Raw genomic sequence first — 17,262 nt, 5'->3', positions numbered from 1 at the left:
TGTTTTCAGTACGTTGCGGAAACTCGATGACTCCTCGACTGCCACGACATATGCTTATGCTATTTTGTGTCGTTTATATACGCAGGAGAGATTCGATGGCGTTCGACCCTCGAGGAATCAGGAGACACTTCAAGCGGCCGCTCTCGGTGTATACCGGCCGAGAGGAGAGTCTGCGCCACGCCACATGGCTCGAACTCTTTTTCGACCTCGTGTTCGTCGCAGCTATCGCAGAGATTGGAACGAATCTCCACCACAACTTGACGCTCGAAGGCGTGCTGTATTTCACCGGCGTGTTCGTGTTGGTCTGGTGGGTCTGGCTTGACTACAGCTACTACGCAGACCTGTATGCCGCAGACGACCTCATCTCGCGGGCGAGCCTCATCGGCGTCATGTTCGTCGTGATATTCCTCTCACAGACCGTAGACGGCGTGTTCCACGGCCAGACGTTCGTGTTCGGGGCCACGATGCTGTTTTTGCGCGTGGTTCTCACCGTTCTCTATCTCCGGCCGCGACCAAACGTCGTCACAGAAGAGACACAGGGGTTCGTCATGACGTGGATTACCTCAGAATTCTTGACGACCGCTGTTTGGGGGGTTTCCCTGCTCGTCCCCGACCCCGGCCGGTTCGGGCTGTGGATTGCGGCGTTCACCATCAATATGGCCGGAGTCGCAGTGTTGTACACCGTCTTCGACACCGTCCTCGTTCAGGTGTCACACTTCCCCGAGCGCCTCGGGCTCATCACCATCATCGTCCTCGGTGAGACCATTCTCGCCGTCTCGTTTGGCACCTCCATTGTGACCTCTGGGGCTGATTTCCAACTCGAAGTGCTCCTCGTCGGACTGGGCGGCTTCTTGATTGCAGTCGGCGCATGGTGGCTCTACTTCGGGCGGTTCGACGAGCGTGTCATCGACCGGGCGCTCAGCGCCCCGCCTGACCGACAGCTCCGGGCACGCCAAGCCGCACTCGTCTACGTGTTCAGCCACTTCTTCGTTCACCTCGGAATCGTTGCGGCTGGGGTCGGATTGGTGCTCGCCATCGAAGCGACGATTGCCGGTCACACACTGGAACAAGGCGGCCGACTCGTACTCTGTGGAGGGGTTGCCTCGTTCTTGCTCGGCTGTGCCATCCTCCAACGGGCCATCCCACAGGTATCCGGCGAGATACGTTTCGACAACCACGTACTGGTAGCGCGGCTCGTCGTCATCGTAACGTTCCTGGCGCTCATCCCTCTGGCAAACACGGTTTCACCAGTCGTGCTGATTGGCACCATCGCCGTCGCGTTCATCGCCCTCGTCGGCTTCGAAAGTATCGTTCATCCGTGGGTTGATATTCAACCAGCCTCGGCTGAGGTGTGAACGCCTGTCGCTCACAGTCCCTTTGACCGATTCAATTCTACGACAGAGTCCTGTCGCTCACCATGTTGCCCAATAGAAAAGCAAAAGGAGGGAGTTTGAACCACGGTCGCTCACTTGCGTTCGCTTCCTGATTCAAATCCCACTGTACGGCGTTTCGACTGCTCACGAAATTGTTCGCAGTCAGAAAAGCCAAAGGAGGGACAAACAGCACTTGTCCACATCCGAGTATTTAATAGGGGCATTTTCCTTGGTACTCTCATGGCCGACCCAGCCGCTGAGATTGAGCGCCTCAGAGACCGCATCGACGAAAGCCCAGACATCAACGAGCCCGACCGAGACGCCCTCATCGCCTTCAGCGACGAGATGTACCTCCTCAAGACCGTCTACAGCGACCACCGCCACGTCAAACTCCTCCGCCACTGTACGCTCATGGCCGAGGAAGTTGGCGTGCTCGCAGACGCCCTCGTGAACAAGGACGCTGCAGAGGAGATCGTCCGCTGGATCAACCGAACCTACGACAACGAAGAAACCAACCGGGACTACCGGGTCGCACTCCGTGTGTTCGGTCGTCGAGCGAGCGACGAGAACGGCACTGAGCCAACTGATAGCATCGAGTGGATTCCGAGTGGTACCTCGAAGAACTACGACCCGGCGCCGAAGCCCGGCGACATGCTCCACTGGGAAGCCGACGTGCTCCCCATGGTCAACCAGTGTCGTAACAGCCGTGACGCAGCGCTCATCGCGGTTGCGTGGGATTCGGGGGCTCGGAGTGGCGAAATCAGAAACCTTGACATGGGCGACGTCACCGACCACGAGCACGGCCTGCAGATTACCGTTGATGGAAAAGTCGGTCGTCGAACCATCACGCTCATCCCGTCCGTTCCGTACCTCCAGCGCTGGCTGCAGGATCATCCCGGAAAGGACAACCCGTCCTGCCCGCTCTGGAGCAAGATCGGGAAGGCAGAGGGTATCAGCTACAACGCGGCGGCGAAGATTCTCCAGCGGGCTGCAGACCGGGCAGAGGTTCGCAAGCCAGTGACCTTCACGAACTTCCGGAAGTCGTCTGCGAGCTGGCTTGCGAGCCACGGTATCAACCAGGCGACCATCGAAGACCACCACGGGTGGAAGCGCGGCAGTCAGGTCGCCTCTCGCTACGTCTCGGTGTTCGGGAAGGCCGCAGACAACGAACTCGCTCGCATCCACGGCATTGACGTGTCGAAGGACGAGCCAGATCCGATTGCGCCCATCGAATGTCCGCGGTGTAGTCGCGAGACGCCCCGTGAAGAGGAGTTCTGCGTGTGGTGCGGGCAGGCGACCGAGCCGGGTGCGGCCGAGACGATGCGCAAGCGCGAGGAGCGCCTGCGGACGGCGGTCATGCGGCTCATCAGGGATGACCCCGGCTTGCTCGATGATGTCGAGCGTGCCCAAGACCTGTTGACGGTGCTTGAGGCGCGGCCGGACTTGGCTGATGATGCGTCCCGGTTCCGGGCCGCGTTGGACGAGTGGGACGGTAGCGGCGGTCGCAGTCATTAGAGTTCGACCTCCTCGACGCGGTCGAGTTCTCTGCGGACTTCTTCGAAATCGCGCTTGCTGCCGTAGCGTTTGAGAACTGCGTAGGCGTAGGCGCGGACGTCCACGTTGCTGCCGTGGCGGAGAATGTGGACGAGGTCGTCTTTGTTTTCACGGACGTAGGCTCGCCCGCGTTCGTAGCCCTCTGAACTCATGGCACCTGCACTCCGTGGAGTTTGGTTGCCTCCCAGTCGTGCTTGGCCGCGAGGACGCGGCGTGCGTGGCCAGTGAGTTCGTAGTAGTTGGTGCGGCGGTCGAGTGCGCCTTTTTCGAGGAGGCCGTTGTCTACGAGCTGGTCGAGGTTGGGGTAGAGGCGGCCGTGGTTGACCTCTGCGTGGTAGATGGCTTCGAGGTCGGCTTTGATGGCGAGGCCGTGGGGTGGTTCGTCGTAGTCGGCGACGACGTAGAGAATGTGTTCGCGGAACTGTGTGAGCGCGACCGCGATATCGAGTGGTGTCTGTTCGTCGGGGGTTTCAACGCTCATGCGCTAACACCTCCGATGTAGTCGCTGATGGTGAGTGACCCAACGGAGTGACCGCAAGGCGTGAGAATGTGAGTAGCCGGCCCGCGCGTTTCCACGGCGGCGACCGTGCGGCCGCAGCGTGGGCATTCGGTGTTCGTGGTCGATTCTGCTGGCTTGTCGGAGTGTTCAAGACCCCGCGTATCGTTCTTACACATGGCTTCCGTAGTGTGGTTACGGGAGCTTCCGCGGACCCAGTGGCCTAACACTGGTCCGCATTTTCGTACTGGACCCAACAGGCTGTTAGATCCGCGTATAGCTTCCGTATCTCTACTAAGTCTACCAATCCGACATAAATCTATGCTTAACATATAATAAAATATGTTTAGCATATTTTTAACACTGTTAAACATATAATTTTCCAGTGCACCGACAAGTCTATGCAAGATGTATGGATTGTTCAGACCGTAATGCGTCGCCAGCGAGCGGATTGGATGAATCCAATTGATGACCAGATACTGGAAATTTTGGACGAATCTGGTGCAGGAACTCCGAAGTCGCTGGCAATCGAACTGGAACGGAACAACGATTATGTGGGTGTTCGTTGCCGTCTCCTTACTACGTATGGAATGTTGAAGCGTCCATCGAGAGGGCTCTATACACTGACCAAGACTGGTCGAAAATATCTTAACGGTGAAGTTGATGCTTCCTGCCTCAGTCGGACTTCTTGAGGAAATGTTGGGAGTGTATGGCTGAGGGTTCCTCACTACGTCACTTTGTGCGACTGCTCGTCTCATCACTCGATTCGAGGAACGGGTTGTAAAAAGTGAGAATCCAAATGGGGTGAGTGAAAGTGAAACTACTGAAGCCAGTTAATACATGTGGTTAAACTAGCATTTTTTACCTTGTCAATTTCACCAAATCCAATCTCCATGTCCTCTATTCCCCCAACTTCAACAATCCCAGAAACAAGTGAGCCTCTGTGTTTCATTTCACCTTCATAGAAAACTAGCGTCCCCTTCTTCCTATCTGCAAAGAAATGAGCCCAGAACGTAAGCTCAGCAAATACAGAAGAATTTAGTCCATGACCGGGTGCACCATCTAGTCGATCCTCATCAGGCTGTAATAACACGAATATTGCAGCATCCGCTTGGTGCATGAAACGCACACTTTCCCACCAATTCTGTTTATTTTTACTCACTCCAGAGGGTATTGGATGGTTTGGAAGGTCAGTCGCTAACTTTGCACCATTGTAGCCATGATGTTGTAGAAAATCAACAACTTCCTTTAGAATACCGTGATATTCTCCACGGTAGGGGCCAAAGATATGTACATTCAATTGAGAAGAGCCCCTCTTTGGAGAATCAGTGACCCAATTTGGAAATCTATTGAGGGGGTCAGAATCGTCCATGTATTTTCCGGATGAACCCTCGCACCACTATGGTTTGTACTTTTTCATGCATGTTAGTGTGGTTCTAACTAAATCGGAAAATTAGAACCATCGGAGGATTTAAATCTACAGGGTCAGAAATATCTGACCTGACTATGGAACCATACGAGGAGTACGCTAACAAAATCCCAAAAGAAGCCAGATTAGCTGCTGAGGGCCTCGTTGGCCAGAATGACTTACGTTGGGGAGTGGTTGCCGCGCTACTTGAACACGGTGACCTACCGTTTTCAGGACTCAAAGATCAACTGGATATTCATCAACAAAGTCTATCAGATGCCCTTGAGGCACTCCAAATTGGTGGGCTTGTTAAAAAAGAAGCACGTGAAGAAACTGGTGGTAGATATAGTGGATACTATTCAATCACCCAATTTGGATTGAATATACTGGATGGGTTCTACAAGGCAACACGCCCCAAATACCAAGCCGAAGATAAAGAACCTACCTTTGCATATGCTCCAAACATTGATGGAGCTCAAGTGACAGCGTTTGAGGTGGAAAAAGTCTCCGAAATGACAAAAGTTGCAAGCACTAAAAATTTCGGAAGGGATACTGACCAGCAGAGATTCAGGGTACATCCATGAAATTAGCAGAGTATTACATCAAAGAATTAAATCTCTCAATTGAACCTAATTTTCAGGGACTCGATTACGGTGGAATATCGATTGACTTTGAAGTAAGTGATAATCCACAATATGACAGTGAGGTTGGGAAACTAATCGTAGAATATAGCTTAGAATGTTCTCTTACTTGTTATTCGACACCTCACTACGAATCGAACCGAGAAGATGAAGAAGAAATCGGTAATGTTGATGTGGAGGTTGTCACGACGGTAAACGGAGATGAAGAGGAATTTGAGGATGCCCTCCAAATTTGGAAAGAAGATGGATATACGTCCGTCCCATGGGAATTCCGGTATCACCTAGAATCCGGATTTCTCTCTGAAGTATTAAGTCCAATTTCATCACTCGTTGATAATAGCTTCAGAGGAGTCATCCCTAGCCTTACGTTTACGAATCCACCAAAGGATGAGAAACTTCTTGATATCGACATGGACGAGTGGAAGCGGAGGTTCATTAAAGAATTCCTTGAAGAGAATATTTGGGAAGTAATCCAGGAGAATGTTGAAGGAGATGAAATTGATGGAGTCTCAGTTGAATTATCTGAGAACTTCTCAGAGGCTTACATCGAATTCGATTGGGCAGATGAAAAAGGAGAAATAAAAGTGGCAAACGGCGATATATTGCAGGAACAGATAAGGGCGATCTTCACAACTGCATTTGACAAATTCTTTGATGAGGAATTACATGAGACTCCAAATCTTATTTTTGAGGCAAAGGAATCAGAATAGCGGATGGATTTCCCACTCAAGTAACTAGTGGGATTTGGTCTTCTTGTGTTAATAGAGCCTCCTACAATTGTTTGAATACTACTCAATTCCCATCTCGGTTCTCAATCCCCTCTCTTTTGTTATCAGGAATCTCAGAGTATGCTTCTTCAATCAAGCGTTCATCAGTGATGGTGATCCCAACGATTATATTGACGAGTTTGAACAGGCGGAGTGGATTCGACGGGCTTTGCTCCAGGAAATTCACCTGATGAATTTGGATTATGAAGAGCCGCGTCCAGAGCGAGTCGCAAAGCTTGAACGACTTGTTCCTACAATAGTTTATGAGGGGAATCGGGAGAACCTTGGATTGCTCTCGCCTAAGGAACTGAAGTATGTAGTTAAATACTACTCGTCGGCACTTCTGATTGAGGATTTGATTGTTACCTATAGACGCCAACGGTCACAAGTATCTCTGGTTGATTCTGTATTTGAACGCGAACCAAAAGCGTTAGAGAGTCATATCGGAGCGGATCTTGTCAACCGAATCGAAGTACTATACGATGAACAATCAAAGGCGATTGAAGTCCTTGAAGCAAACCTCTCTAGCGACGACTATTTTGTTTCTCACGTTGAAGGTGACAAGTTGAGTGAAAAGGATTCTAAATAACGGAGGAAATATTTGAGTTGATTCTTGAACCACGTTTCACAATCTGAAGTTGGCAAGCAAGCCAAGAGATTCATCATTTTCGTACGAAACGTTATTGTCAATTGGATCTTCTCCTGTTTTCACCTCATTTGCATTAGAGCTATTATTCTGTAATCATATTGAGAAAACTGAATATATGGTTCGTTGGTTAGCAGTTGGCCCGAGTTTCAATGTACACTCCGAGCTCTCTTATGACATCGTGGAGTGGTACGACGATTATAACATCAAGGATTATAGCGCAGTTTTTCTTGATTTATTTGAGCTATATCGAAACCCGTCTAAGTATGATCCTCCTTCATTCTCCTCCGATAAGTCAATAAGTTTCCCAAAACGTGAAGCTGTAGACAAACATACTAAATCTCGAAATGACATATTCGTACGGCTCCCTCTCCAAACAGAGATTTCAATCCCTTCTCAAAGTGGAATCGAAGCGAGTGTGAATTTGCTAAACTGGCTGCCTTTTGAGATTCAAACCGACTCATCTGAACAAGGTGAAAACATAAATGTTCCAATTCGACTTGGCAGAATGTCAGATAAGCCACCGAAGCGGGATTGGAAATGGTATTTTTCACCACCTCAATTTCACTGGAAAATGCGATTAATGGGAATAAGACCCTGGCCAGAAAACCAAAGTTCATTTCGTAATTCTACCATGCAAAAAATTACAGATGGGTTTGACATGTTGGCAAGGCAATCCGGAACCCCTGAGAAGGGGAAATTAAATGGAATTGCAAAAAATAACACAGACGAAGTTGTCGCTGGAGAAATACAATTTTCCCACGGAATTCAATATTCTGGTTCCATCTATTTACTTCCTCCACGCAAGGAATCATTTAGTGATTTTGTAGTTGGCATTCTTCAGAATTGGTATGGATACAACGCATCTTATATTCGAACTGAAACCGCTCCACTCTGGGAAAAGGATGTAGCTACACTCGGAAAGAGTAATTTATCAACTCGATTATCTGAACTGGAATTACAAATTCAGAGTGCAAAAGAAGAGTTCGAGAAGAGGGAAGAATACAAAAAGCTACTTTACACGAATAATACTACTTTAGAAAATCTTGTCATTGATGCATTTCGTGAGTTTGGATTTCAAGTTGATGGTGAATACCCTGGAAAGTGGGATGGTGTGATTAAGTTCCAAAATCGAGACTATCTTCTGGAGGTAACAGGAACTGGTGGAGGGATAAAGGATAGTAAGCTCAGTCAACTTGACCGACACATTCGAGACTATTCATCTACGAGAGAATCGGAGAATGAGGTATATTCGATCTTGATTGCGAATATTTCGATGAATGATCCCCCGTCAAGTAGGAAATTGAATAAAGGTAATTTCATTGGCGATATCAGTGGTACTAATAAACTAATATTGACTACAAACACCTTGTATCGCATATTGAATGCATTCTTTGAAAACGAAATCAGCGATGCTGAGATTAAAAAAATAATTTGTGACGCGGATTCAATCATCCAATTCCAAGACGAGTACACTCTTTGGAATCAACCTGATGCCAAAACTAGATTTTCTCAACAAATCTCGAAGTTGAGGAGAAAATTATCTTATCTTATTTAGTGATGGACTATTTAAATTTAATTGATAATTTCTTATATGAAATTGTAGTCTATTTTTGATTCAAGCCAAATCATGTTGAACCAGAAACTAGGCTTCCTCGTAACCCAAGCCCAATAGCGGAAAGTCGCCGCAGGTGGCCCCATCGCTGGTCTAGTGCTCATAGCGAATCCGTGGAATATTGGGATCCCAATCGAGGTTCTTGGGACGCTGTTTGTTCTCGCATCGGGTGCGGTTTTCCTCTATCCAGACCGTGTGTTCGAAGCCATTTTCCGGAGCGAATACTTCAGCGTGAGTTTCTCGACGGGAGTGCGGTTGTAGAACAGAGCAGATCCGTCACGTACGTCCCTGGCGATGACCCCGAAGTAGTCTCGTTCGATGTTTTCGAGGATTCATCCACCAAGCGCCAGCAGGCGCTCACGTACACCGAGTTGGATCAGACGTGCGAAGATGGAGTTCCAGTCGTTCCCCAGAGAAGTATCCCGACTGTGGTCGCCTCAGCGAGCGAACAGCACATTGCAGCGTATCGCTTCGCTGATCATGAGGAGATGCCGGCGCGGATTGCAGCGGCAATGCGACGGTCGCAGAAGGATGTGGTTGCTGATATCGCGGAGTTGCGCATCTCATGACCGGCAGTTTAATTCTGTGAGTGAAAACTAATTGAGCGGTTTCTGATCGCTCAATTAGATATTCCATAGTCTGAGTTTGATGACCAAGAAGATCGAAAAATTATTGAGTTTTTGGAGGGAATTGGCGCAGCATTCCATAACATGCCTTCCAATAAATATTCGAAATGGTTTTGCAGACAAAGATACATATTACACTCTATTCTAATGAGTTTTGAATCGATTTAATTTCCCCCTCCGATAATTTGTAAAACCCATATAGGATCTGCTCAATTCCCTCATCAATTCGGCCAATCTCTTCATTCAATTTATTTGACTTTTCCTTTTTTCTCAAAAATTGGTTTAAGCTATTCCCTATATCACTCTGACTTGGAAGAGTTATCTCATTCAATCGGTCGATAATCGAATTTGTTTTTGTTGCGTTTGAACGAAAACCAGCGAATCCTCCAGCTTTTTCAACAACCACTGGAACAAACTCTTTAATTAATGCTCGAGTTTCTTCATCAAGGCCTACAAAAGTGATAGCGGGTTCGAGCTCTGTTTCTGTGTAACCCCACCTATCAGTATCTGCAATGTCCTCATCAGTTGGTTTATACCTTGCACTAGCTCGTAGTGAGATCTTAGTACCCTCTTCACGAAAATCAACTCTACCAATACGGAGACTTTTTCTTGATCCCGTCGTTTCCAAAAGTATACTCTTGGCTATATTTCTTGGTGGTTGATATTCGGGCAGTTCATCGATTGATAAACCAGGCTCGTATTGACCAAGGTAATCCAGAATATTGAGATTTATTCCTGAGAGTTCGTTCGTGAATTCTGAGCGAAAGTCAACTAGTACACATAATAATTGGTACTGTGACAATATATTGAGCTTTTCGAGTTCGGTAAGTTTCAGATTACCATTTACAATATTTTTGGCTTTGGATATGATTGTAGGCTGAACATCATCAACCACTCCAAAGTACTCTATATCAGGTACCGGGAACGGATTCAAATATGCAGTCTTCATTCTAAAATAGCCACCTCGTAGGTTGGTACCAGAAAATTCTAGAAATGCACTGAGTAAATCTGAGTTCAGTAAAGCAGTAATAAACCGAAGGTCATACTTAGTCGATTGAACTCCGTAAACAGTATCTAGAATTGCAAACCCGTCGAAGTCTTGAGAAGCAGTAGCCTTGTTCACAACATCCGGGAGCACGACTTTGGATTCTCGGGCCCGCTTCATATTTTGAGGTCTTCCAAATTGATACCATTCTTTTGAACCTATATACCGCCCACTCTCACGGGATTCTAATTCGTCTCTAACTTTTAGCAAATACTGCCATGCTTTTGGATAGTTACTCTTTATCTTGGCTTTAGATAATACTTCAACACCATCTGGCTTTGTTTCATAGGGAAACAATAGAAAACGCTTCTGAGTATGGTGGTACGCTTCAATATCTGAACCTTTTAATGCTGGTTCAAGCAACTCGTCTTCGATGGATACGTGCTGTTCTAACTGATCGGAGTACAGACCCTTCTCTGTCTCATTTAGTAAGAAAACAGAATCTGCATTTGTACCAATTCCTTTGAATACATTTGCCACTTTTGACAAAGAGGGATTAGTCGAAAGTTCATCAAAAATCGCTCCTATTGGGCCGATATTGAATGACCATGGGTCTGAGGATAGGGTGTCAGTGTTTACTACCCCCATCTTCCAAATTTCAGGAGTTGATAGAATTATTTTGTTAGGTATTTCTATTGAAGGGTCGAGTTGCTCGACTTTCAGGGTCGAATTCGGTTCGTTCTGTAAAAACAGGAGGCAAGAATAGGTCGTAATACCCTTAAACATCTGCCTTGATTGGAAATCGACGAGTTTCCGGAGATTTTTTGAAGTCGCTAACAATTCCCTTAGTTCGGCACCCACTTGGGAGGTTAGCCACTTGTTTGGAACAATATATCCAAATTCACCTTTACTGCAAAGCATCTCATTTCCTTTTTCAATGAAGCATAAGTATATATCAAACTCTCCTCTTTGTGCTGAGCGATAAGACTCTTTGTAATATTTCCAGCTTGTTTCATCACTATTTTTCAAACTGATACTACGTATCCATGGTGGGTTTCCGAGTACGGCATCAAATCCTGCATCACTTTTTCTGGATCCATGTTCATCATAGAAAACGACAGGAAACTCGAGTTCCCAATGGAAAAATGATTTTTCAATAGATAGCTTTTGGGAGGACTTGAACCAATTTTGCAATTCAATATTTGCCCAAGAATTCCCTCTGAGAGCGGAAGCAATCCGCTCATATGCATCATCAGGAATATTCAGATTGAATGCCTCCGCCGTGTGGACATTTGACATGGCAATTAAATGTTGATATAAAGGATCTTCGCGAATCTCATCGTACACTGCCTCCATCTCTTTAATATCTTCCAAGGTTTCATTCTCGATTGAGAGGAGCTCTTGGAAGCGTTCCATGACGTGTTCAAGAGCCTGTTGGCGAGTTCTGTCGAATGATTGTTGAAGGGTAAGCTGGCCTTCTGGCATATCATTTTCACCAGTATCTAGAACTTCCTCAATATCGCTCCCAATAAGGGAATTCCCAGTTTTTAGATGATGGTCGAGGAATGCGAGTGGTTGCTCTGCTGCTAGCGTACGTAGCCAAAGAGAAACCTTTGCCAGTTCTGTGGCAAGTGGATTCAAGTCTACACCGTAGATACATCGCTGAGCGACTGTTCGTCGCGCCCAGTTGATATCTCGGAGCTCACCTTCTTCGGTGAGTGGGGAACTCATTGCGTCCTCGTTACCCTTTCGAGCAGCTTGCTGATCCTGTCGTTCTTGTGCCTCGATTATCTCACGAGCAAGATAGTCAACCGCGTTTACAAGAAAATGACCGCTTCCCATTGATGGATCAAGAATTTTCAGATCAAAGACGCGCTCGGCAAACTTCTCGGCAAACCCTTTCTCCCGTTGATGTGTTGTGTCGGCACTTTCAGAAACGAGGTCTGCACGAATTCTCTCGATGAGCGGGCCGAGTGTTTCATCAACAATATACTCAACAATATATTCTGGTGTATAGTAGGAGCCTGTGGCTTTTCGCTGCCCTGCACCTGTGATAAGGTACACGTCATCTTTCTTAACGACGACCTCGTCGTTTTCACCTGCAGATATATATTCCCCATCTTCGAGTGTGAGGTTCTCAGAAGCGACATCGATTCGATATTCGAGAATCCCTTCGTATATCGAACCGAGATGACGTTCATCGAGGGATGAGTAATCGACGAACACCGTTCCTTGTCCATCATCAGATCGCCTGTGGGTGAGAAGCTCGATAACTTCTGCAAGGTAGGTGTCGCCTACATTGTAAGTAGCGAGGAATTGGGCTTCTTCACTGTCATCCGAGTCAGGGTTTGTTCGAAAGAGTCCACCATTATACGCGGGGATGTAGAGGTCTTCTTTTGGAATATTCTTGCCTTGACTTCCTTGATCGATGAGAATAAACAGATCTTCGAGTTGATCCCAAAGATTCGTTTGCCAAGCCTGATAGTGCTTTGTGGTCGCGTTACGTTTTTCGACAACTGTTTGTTTCAGGTGATTCAGACTGTAGCTCTCGCGATAGATGTCTTTGTCTGTAGGTAGAAGATCGCGGCCTTCACTCTCGGCGTATAGAACGAAGATGAGTCGATAGAGGTAAATGAGTGAGCTGTCGTGGATTAACGTCAAATCGTCTGTATCAAGCTCTTCGTTTGTTTCAAGGAATCCTTCCGCAAGAACCCGAATCGCCTGATATATGTTATCCTGAAGGTCCTCGCCGATTGATTCTGCGAAGATACTTGACTCGTCGTACACCTCGTCAAGGAAGCAATCACCGGACTGGTCGGGAAGAAATGCCTTATCGCGAAAGAAGAGATAGAAGTCTTTGAAATTCTCTATGCTCCCATCTTGACTTTCAACAGTGCGGAGTATTTCGGGAAGGTTAATCTCGTAGTACGAGTCCAGGCGATGGCTGGTCGGTCCGTAGTAGAGTCGCCACTCCTCTCCATTCGTTAGAACTGCCCACTGAACTGGGGTTTCCTGAAGATATGCATGGATTTGGTAGCTGGGGTTTTCGAAGTCACGTTTCTCCTCTCCACGCGTGTCAAGTTTACGCCCCCAACGTTTTGCATCCGCAACAGCAACCGCCTCCTCATAGAAATCATCTCGATCGAATGCTGCGTCTGCTGCTTCCGCACTTGGGAAAAACCCATAATCTGGACGCCGTGAATTCCGTAGAACAGTCTCTTCTATCTCGTACGAAATTCCTAGAATTTTGAAGATTGGACGAATGAAGTTTCGCTCTAATTGGGCTTCATTGTAATCTTCGACTCGGCTTTTTTTCTCGTTCCAGAGCGCTTTAATATCTTCGTATACTCCACGAACCTCATCTTGGTTGACATTTTTCCAGGATTCGGTTTGCCGCAGGTGGTCTGTAAGATAGTGGTTGGAGAAAAGATCGCGATTTGTTCGGTATGGATGATATTGTTGAGACATCTGTGTTAAGCTAGTGGCGGATCGTGCCACTCAGTGGTTACTCACCTAAGCACACCACTGCTACATAATAGTTGACAAATATTCTGGTTTTGCGGATCTCTTCTGAGCCTCTATTTGATATCCCATTGATGCTGCCGACCAACTCTATCGTAATTGTATAAGAAATGACTCCCCAACAGATTTACATCGTGGTCTACTTACTACTGGTATAGGAGGGTAGCATGAGTGAGCAAAATGTGGCAACAGGTGTCGCTAGTATCGATAACGCTGACGACATCACTGGCCGTATATTGAAATATGTTGTAGGAATGCTCCTCGGTGTTCCCATCTTCGCCCTATTGATGGCCTTATTCACCTCTCTAACATTAATTGGGTTGAACGTAAATCTAAATCCGACAATAGCCACGTACGCAGTATTCGCATTGACAGGTTGGGGTGTGTACTTCAGTCAGGAGCTGGTCTTTGGGGAAAACTCAGAGGCGCCTGAGATGGGGAAAATCCAAAGTTTGCTAGCAACTGTGTTTGCAATCGCATATTACAATGCAGTTCTATTCGTAGCGCTACTGATTGCCACAGTCATTGGATCGTCAGGCTTCGTGATGGGTGCCTACATCGTCGCAATGCTGTATCCAGTCTATGACCTGAAAATGGGCGAGCATCTAATCCCATTGAGTGTAGGCGGATTCATGGCATTCACGCTGTACATCGCATACCGTTTGGTGCGATACATCGAAGATGCAGGCCATTCAGTCGGTGCAATCGAGAGAATTGTACTGTGGTCACGCGAGTCGATGGCTGTATTTGAAGACTTCATCTTTCGCGTGGTTGGTCAGCAGGGTCGACCAAGAGTTCGATAGAACGGGTAAAGAAATACGGTATCACTCTTCTTGGCTGGTGTTGCGAATAATTTTACAAAACCCACCCCCAAAGAGTAGGACTTCAAATCCAGCAAATGCACTAGCAAGTGCTTTGGGTGTCGTGATTATTCCCCATTGAAGAAGATAGGAATCAATTGCATACCCAAGTGCCAAAAGGAAGACTGCAACAAAAGTGAAGATTCCCCCTTCAACAACAATTTTTCCAAGATACCCGGGGATAGTATCTTTCGGGTCGTCCGACGACCACTTCTGTTGAACCAAATGTAAGAAAGCAGTAATCGAATATCCATTAGATGACATAGTAGAACTGTTGGAAAGAACGTATTAAATTCACTTGGTATCTCTTCCAATAAGCCATTTACAGTCAGAACTACTTCGATTCGTATTCCCCAGAGGCGTACATTAGCCGAACCTCATCCCGTTTCAATTGCGTATGCGTCTTCCGGTCATGGAGTTCGTAGAATACGCCATCGATATTGAACGTCCGCGCGCACGTTGAACACCAGAAGTGATGATTTGTCGGCTCCCAGCTGGCGTGCCCACGTGGACACAGGTAGCGCCAGCGGTCGAGATTATCCTCGAGGTTGACGGTCTGTTTTGTCATCACTCGATTGCTGAGGGAGGAGGCCCTCTTAGTCCGCATCCAAGCATGGGGAGTGGAAGTGAAACTGTAGTTCGCGTGAATCTCTGAATTACGCAGTTGGGTCGAAGTTGAAGAGTAGTCGCTCAACCGCGTCCTTGGCCTCACCACTCTTTCCGTTGTTGATGAATCGCTTTTCGCCATCGCGAGTCACCGAAAATAGTCCATCAACGTCGTCTGGGAGCTTTTCGTATGAGCAGATCGCGTCTCCTTCCAGATTACAAAGAGACTCGACCAACCTTTCGTGGTCGATTACCCCGGCAGGATAGTAGTCTTCTTTCCCAACGTAGGGCGGGTCGAGATAGAACACTGTCTCCGCACTATCGTACTTTTCAAGCACGTCACGCCAATCTAAATTTTCGATTATCACTGCATCAAATCGACCAGCGAACGCCTGGAGCTTGTCAATCTTGTTCGAGTAAGATTGTGCCCGACTATTCACCTTGCTCGTGGCAAACCCGCTATTGGAGGAGTAGCTTGCACCCCACTGTGAGTATCGAAGATAGAAGAACCGACCTGCCCGCTCAACATCACCGATTGGCCGGTAGCCCCGGTAGTAGTACTGTGCCCATTCAGAATGCAACTGCCGCGAGTACGGAACCTGATGCAACCACTCTACGAGCTCGTCTGGTTGCTTGCGAAGGACTGTGAAGAAATGAACGAGATCTTCGTCGACGTCGTTATAGACCTCAACGTTGGAACAATCCGGGTCTTTGTTGGCCAGGACGCCCGCAGCGCCACCGAACACCTCGACGAACGTGCGGTGCTCAGGAACGTAGTCGAGTATCCACGATGCGAAGCGCGATTTACCACCCGGGTACGGGAAGACTGCCTGTGGCATGGACTGCTGGTTTCCGGGCGACTAGATAAGGAGCGGTCTATAGGGGAGAGTGAAACTGAAAATGGATTGCCTCGGTGAACGCGTCCGATTCAAAGTCATGGTTTTATACTGATTCTGTTGGACATACAACTAATATGAATCAATCGAGTGTCGAGCAGTACGTCGAACAATCCACCACAATTCTCAACGCATCTACTGGGCTGGATGAACAAAGTACTCGCACCAAAATCATAGATCCCTTCATTCACCTTCTGGGCTGGAACCTCTATTCACCCGAAGTTGCTCTTGAATACACTGTTCAGATGATGTCCTCTGACAAACGAGTCGACTATGCCCTGAAGCTAGAAGGAGAACCCGAAGTATTCGTTGAGGCCAAAGCGAGCGATTCCGATATCACGGATTACAATATCGGCCAGTTGGGCGATTACATGCAGAAAGAGTGGGTTGAATTTGGTCTCATTACAAACGGCAAGAAATTCATCGCACTGAAACTCGAACCAAGTGACGGTGGCCCACCCGAAATCATTCACTTGGGATCTGTAGAAATAGACAACTTTGAAGAGAAGATGTGGCTTCTCAACCTCTTCTCAAAGGATTCGATTGTGAGTGGCGAAGCAGAGAATATTGCATCGAACATCGTGAAGCGAAAACATGCTGTTGAGCACTTAAGAAACAATAGCGAAGCTATCTCTGAAGAAGTGGCTGACGTAGTCACGCGAGATTTGGACGAAACGATACATCAGGAAGCAACGGAACTTGCTACGGGGTTCATCACCAACTTAATCAACACAATCGAGCAGAGTGACTCTGTCCCTGAAAAGCCGAAACAAACCAGTACTCCCAACGTTCCCTCACAGACGAAGCTTGAACGGCCATCTGACAAGGTAGACCAGACGATCGCAAGACGAGATATTCCTGGCGATGCCCAGGATTCAGTTGCTGTTGTCCCTGCCAAAATCGAGCGTGGGCTTGACTTTTTGTTCCGGAACCAGGCTTGGGGATTCGTGCATATCGGCCAGAACCCAGAGTTCGCGGCATTCTATATCACCGGTGGTAACGGTGTATCTGCAGTCTGGTACGTCGCTCAAGTGGCTGATGTGGTCGATATTGACGAGGCGGACCTCGAAGATAACCCCGGAGATATTATCGATCTTAGCGATCCGAATCAAAGGAAAAAGAAAGTCATTGTTCTCCAACCGGGGTCGCTTTATGAACTCGAAGATCCAATTCCATATGCTAAAAAATACCCCCAGAGTCTCCGATATACTACGCTGGGCAAGTTTCGAACTGCGAAGACAACTGAAGATCTGTTCTAAACGAACCT

14 protein-coding genes are annotated in these 17,262 nt (G+C 47.5%); 8 read left to right on the top strand and 6 right to left on the bottom strand.

Annotated elements, in window-relative coordinates; all coding sequences use genetic code 11:
* Window positions 1-95 precede the first annotated feature (95 nt).
* A complete protein-coding gene (locus tag V5N12_RS08675) occupies window positions 96-1,355 on the top strand; it encodes a low temperature requirement protein A (protein WP_332898763.1) in 1,260 nt (419 codons plus the stop codon).
* A 258-nt stretch (window positions 1,356-1,613) separates the two neighbouring features.
* Entirely contained in the window at window positions 1,614-2,888 is a 1,275-nt protein-coding gene (locus V5N12_RS08670; RefSeq protein ID WP_332898762.1) for a site-specific integrase, read from the top strand.
* Here the strand turns inward: V5N12_RS08670 and V5N12_RS08665 are convergent.
* The 3 genes from V5N12_RS08665 to V5N12_RS08655 all read right to left on the bottom strand — a co-directional run bounded on the left by V5N12_RS08665 (window position 2,885) and on the right by V5N12_RS08655 (window position 4,795).
* Window positions 2,885-3,079 carry a hypothetical protein gene (locus V5N12_RS08665; RefSeq protein WP_332898761.1) on the bottom strand — a complete coding sequence of 65 codons (195 nt, stop codon included), beginning with the start codon at window positions 3,077-3,079 and terminating at the stop codon, window positions 2,885-2,887. The genes V5N12_RS08670 and V5N12_RS08665 overlap by 4 nt on opposite strands.
* On the bottom strand, window positions 3,076-3,408 hold the full coding sequence (locus V5N12_RS08660) for a PadR family transcriptional regulator (RefSeq protein WP_332898760.1): 333 nt from the start codon (window positions 3,406-3,408) through the stop codon (window positions 3,076-3,078). The genes V5N12_RS08665 and V5N12_RS08660 overlap by 4 nt, the downstream gene beginning before the upstream one ends.
* Before the next feature lie 835 nt (window positions 3,409-4,243).
* Window positions 4,244-4,795 (bottom strand): hypothetical protein, encoded by a 552-nt coding sequence (locus tag V5N12_RS08655; RefSeq protein ID WP_332898759.1) that lies wholly within the window; start codon window positions 4,793-4,795, stop codon window positions 4,244-4,246.
* A gap of 134 nt (window positions 4,796-4,929) precedes the next feature.
* Here V5N12_RS08655 and V5N12_RS08650 point away from each other — a divergent pair, with 134 nt between their 5' ends.
* From V5N12_RS08650 to V5N12_RS08635, 4 genes are all read left to right on the top strand, one after another.
* Complete coding sequence (locus V5N12_RS08650) at window positions 4,930-5,415, top strand: hypothetical protein (protein ID WP_332898758.1); 486 nt, start codon at window positions 4,930-4,932, stop codon at window positions 5,413-5,415.
* Window positions 5,412-6,182: a hypothetical protein gene (locus V5N12_RS08645; protein ID WP_332898757.1), complete on the top strand. Its 771-nt coding sequence runs from the start codon at window positions 5,412-5,414 to the stop codon at window positions 6,180-6,182. The genes V5N12_RS08650 and V5N12_RS08645 overlap by 4 nt, the downstream gene beginning before the upstream one ends.
* Before the next feature lie 67 nt (window positions 6,183-6,249).
* On the top strand, window positions 6,250-6,828 hold the full coding sequence (locus tag V5N12_RS08640; protein ID WP_332898756.1) for a hypothetical protein: 579 nt from the start codon (window positions 6,250-6,252) through the stop codon (window positions 6,826-6,828).
* A gap of 238 nt (window positions 6,829-7,066) precedes the next feature.
* Window positions 7,067-8,443: a hypothetical protein gene (locus V5N12_RS08635; RefSeq protein ID WP_332898755.1), complete on the top strand. Its 1,377-nt coding sequence runs from the start codon at window positions 7,067-7,069 to the stop codon at window positions 8,441-8,443.
* An 822-nt stretch (window positions 8,444-9,265) separates the two neighbouring features.
* Here the strand turns inward: V5N12_RS08635 and V5N12_RS08630 are convergent.
* Entirely contained in the window at window positions 9,266-13,579 is a 4,314-nt protein-coding gene (locus tag V5N12_RS08630) for an Eco57I restriction-modification methylase domain-containing protein (RefSeq protein ID WP_442904969.1), read from the bottom strand.
* Window positions 13,580-13,800: 221 nt separating this feature from the next.
* On the opposite strand from V5N12_RS08630, the gene V5N12_RS08625 reads away from it, so the two are divergent.
* The gene (locus V5N12_RS08625) at window positions 13,801-14,436 is read left to right on the top strand and encodes a hypothetical protein (protein ID WP_332898753.1); all 636 of its coding nucleotides are present in this window, start codon (window positions 13,801-13,803) and stop codon (window positions 14,434-14,436) included.
* Between the two features lie 21 nt (window positions 14,437-14,457).
* On the opposite strand, the gene V5N12_RS08620 is transcribed toward V5N12_RS08625, so the two are convergent.
* Both V5N12_RS08620 and V5N12_RS08615 read right to left on the bottom strand, forming a co-directional pair.
* Complete coding sequence (locus V5N12_RS08620; protein ID WP_332898752.1) at window positions 14,458-14,757, bottom strand: hypothetical protein; 300 nt, start codon at window positions 14,755-14,757, stop codon at window positions 14,458-14,460.
* Window positions 14,758-15,149: 392 nt separating this feature from the next.
* Entirely contained in the window at window positions 15,150-15,938 is a 789-nt protein-coding gene (locus V5N12_RS08615; RefSeq protein WP_332898751.1) for a DNA adenine methylase, read from the bottom strand.
* A gap of 134 nt (window positions 15,939-16,072) precedes the next feature.
* On the opposite strand from V5N12_RS08615, the gene V5N12_RS08610 reads away from it, so the two are divergent.
* On the top strand, window positions 16,073-17,254 hold the full coding sequence (locus tag V5N12_RS08610; protein ID WP_332898750.1) for a type I restriction enzyme HsdR N-terminal domain-containing protein: 1,182 nt from the start codon (window positions 16,073-16,075) through the stop codon (window positions 17,252-17,254).
* The last annotated feature ends 8 nt before the right edge of the window (window positions 17,255-17,262 follow it).

The organism is Haladaptatus sp. CMSO5 (assembly GCF_036689885.1).
Classification (GTDB): domain Archaea; phylum Halobacteriota; class Halobacteria; order Halobacteriales; family Halococcaceae; genus QDMS2.
Note: the sequence above shows the minus strand (reverse complement) of the source record. Positions and strands in the feature narration are given on the sequence as shown.